The following is a 2,177-nucleotide window of genomic DNA, read 5'->3' on the forward strand; positions in this document are numbered from 1 at the left end:
GCAAAAAAGCATGAAGTAGCGGGAAGTATCCACTATTTCATGCTTTCAAGTTTCAGATGTGAAATTAGCCAAGGGGGATTGGTTAAGAATTTCTCCTTCCGTACATCGCCAATTTTTTGCGGAAGAAAATTCAGATATTACCTATATTTGTATTCAAGTAAAAGAAAACTCACTTGGTACATTTACTGCTGATGATGCTGAAATCATTCAATAGAGTCTATTACATAGATGATTATAATTAAACACTGAAACTTAAAAGGCTGGAAAAAGGTCTCAAAACTTACAAAACGTTAAAAATTATGTTTGAAAACATTTATTTTTAGCGTTTTTTTGTTGCAACTATTTTTTTCAGCCTCTTGGTAATTTAAAAATAAAAAAATCCGACTTCAAATTTTGAAATTATCCAAAATTTAGAGTCGGATTATTGAAGCTAGAAATTGTTATTTTCCCCAGCCTTTCTTATTTTTGGGCAAGCTCAGCTTGTAAATCGGCATAGTATTTGTCGATGTAAGCCTTATAGCAAACCGCCATGATGATATTGCGCAACATGCGTTGGTACTCACTGTTGTCGTGACCAACGTCGGCTAACTGCTCTTTGAGGCCGAAGACGTAGGGCAAGATGTTCTCTAGTTCGGCGGCAAAGTAGTTATAGGCGACGGCGGTTGAATAACTTTGGCGCTGTAATTCGATGGCCGCCTTTAAGTCGTTAAGTTGCATGACATTTTTGGCGACGGCAATGAAGAAGAGCTCGGCGATTTGGTCGGCCGCGTACTTCTTTTTGACCGGCCGCCGGATGAGCTTGTGCTTGACGTAGTTGCTAATCATAGAGTTAGTTAACTTAACGTCGCCTAAAAGCGCTAAGCGTTCGCTGATATAGGCGGTTGTTTGGTCTAGGTAAAGCTCGACTTCTGGTAACTGCTCGTAGCGCGGTAGCCGAAAGGAGCTGACGCTTTGACTAATTTTAGTTTCTCTGTCCATAAAATTCCCCCACTATGCGCAATTATAAGGGAAAAGGTCGTCTTTTGGCAAGGGATAACTTTTTATAAGTTTTTCAAAAACCGTTGACAAAGTTTGTAGTATATTTTAAGCTTAATGTGAATTCTAGAAATAAACGGAGAAAAATTAAAATGCAAAAAATAATCACGGATTCGGCGGCGAATTTGTTTGCCCCCGCATTAACTGGAATTAAGCACCAAAGTGTAGCCTTGTCGTTACTGGGACAGCACGCGACTTTCTTGGACGAAGCGGGCTTTAGCCAGACTGCCTTTGCAGATTTTATTGCTGGTCAAACCGGGCCGATAAAAACTTCCTGTCCCAACGTTGATAGTTATTTGGCGGCAATGCAAGGCGCCGATGAGGTTTACGTTTTTACGATTTCTAGCGCCTTATCGGGTTCTTATAACGCAGCCCAAACGGCTAAGCAGATGTTACTAGAAGAAGAAGATGGTGGTAAGAAAATTGCGGTCTTTGATACCAAGGCAGCCGGACCAACCGAGCGGATGGCAGCCATCAAGGCCAGTCAGCTGATTGCAGCGGGCCTAGCCTTTGAAGAAGTGGTGGAAACAGTGCAAGTATATATTGACCGGGCCAAGATTTTCTTTGGCCTACAGTCGGTGACCAACCTCGCTAACAATGGCCGGATTAATAAGACGGTGGCTAAGTTAGCCCAGGTCTTAAAAATTAACGTCTTGGGTTGGGCTAATGAAGCCGGCGAAATTGAACAGCTAGGTAAGGCCCGCGGTGCGAAGAAGGCCCGCCACAACCTCCTGGCCTTGTTGGACCAACATCACTTTGACGGTCAGCACCTGGTTATTGACCACGCGGACAATCTAGAAGGGGCAAATGCTTTTAAAGACTTAGTCTTAGCTAAGTATCCGGCTTGCCAGATTGAAATTGGCAATTGTAATGCCCTGTGCAGTTTTTATGCAGAAAAAGGTGGCCTAATGATTGGTTGTTTAGTTAAAGAGTAGTGGATTTTTTAGCTAAAACTTTAGGAACTATTAATTATTTTTAAGATATGATATCATACCCCTAATAATTAACTACGTAAACGTTCTAACGTCCCTGCTTCATTAATTTAGGGCAGGATACCAGTGGTTTTAACCACTGGAGGGATAGCCATCACTGTAGGTTCTCTAGAACCTACTTTTTACCCTTTCGCCTCCTTATGCTGTGTA

Annotated in this window: 3 protein-coding genes; 2 read left to right on the top strand and 1 reads right to left on the bottom strand. The window is 42.0% G+C overall.

Annotated features, from left to right (window positions below; genetic code table 11):
* Nucleotides 1–58 precede the first annotated feature (58 nt).
* Complete coding sequence (locus FC14_RS05210) at nucleotides 59–214, top strand: cupin domain-containing protein (RefSeq protein ID WP_235804510.1); 156 nt, start codon at nucleotides 59–61, stop codon at nucleotides 212–214.
* Nucleotides 215–459: 245 nt separating this feature from the next.
* On the opposite strand, the gene FC14_RS05215 is transcribed toward FC14_RS05210, so the two are convergent.
* Nucleotides 460–978, bottom strand: a complete 519-nt coding sequence (locus FC14_RS05215; protein WP_056976775.1) for a DUF1836 domain-containing protein — start codon at nucleotides 976–978, stop codon at nucleotides 460–462.
* A 149-nt stretch (nucleotides 979–1,127) separates the two neighbouring features.
* On the opposite strand from FC14_RS05215, the gene FC14_RS05220 reads away from it, so the two are divergent.
* Nucleotides 1,128–1,970 carry a DegV family protein gene (locus FC14_RS05220; protein WP_056976776.1) on the top strand — a complete coding sequence of 281 codons (843 nt, stop codon included), beginning with the start codon at nucleotides 1,128–1,130 and terminating at the stop codon, nucleotides 1,968–1,970.
* The last annotated feature ends 207 nt before the right edge of the window (nucleotides 1,971–2,177 follow it).

Origin of the sequence: Ligilactobacillus agilis DSM 20509 (assembly GCF_001436215.1) — a bacterium.
Taxonomy (GTDB): Bacteria; Bacillota; Bacilli; order Lactobacillales; family Lactobacillaceae; genus Ligilactobacillus; species Ligilactobacillus agilis.

What these genes read in the sequence shown, in the direction of transcription:
- FC14_RS05215 (WP_056976775.1), bottom strand. Translation starts at nt 978, where the DNA reads ATGGACAGAGAAACTAAAATTAGTCAAAGCGTCAGCTCCTTTCGGCTA.
- FC14_RS05220 (WP_056976776.1), top strand. Translation starts at nt 1,128, where the DNA reads ATGCAAAAAATAATCACGGATTCGGCGGCGAATTTGTTTGCCCCCGCA.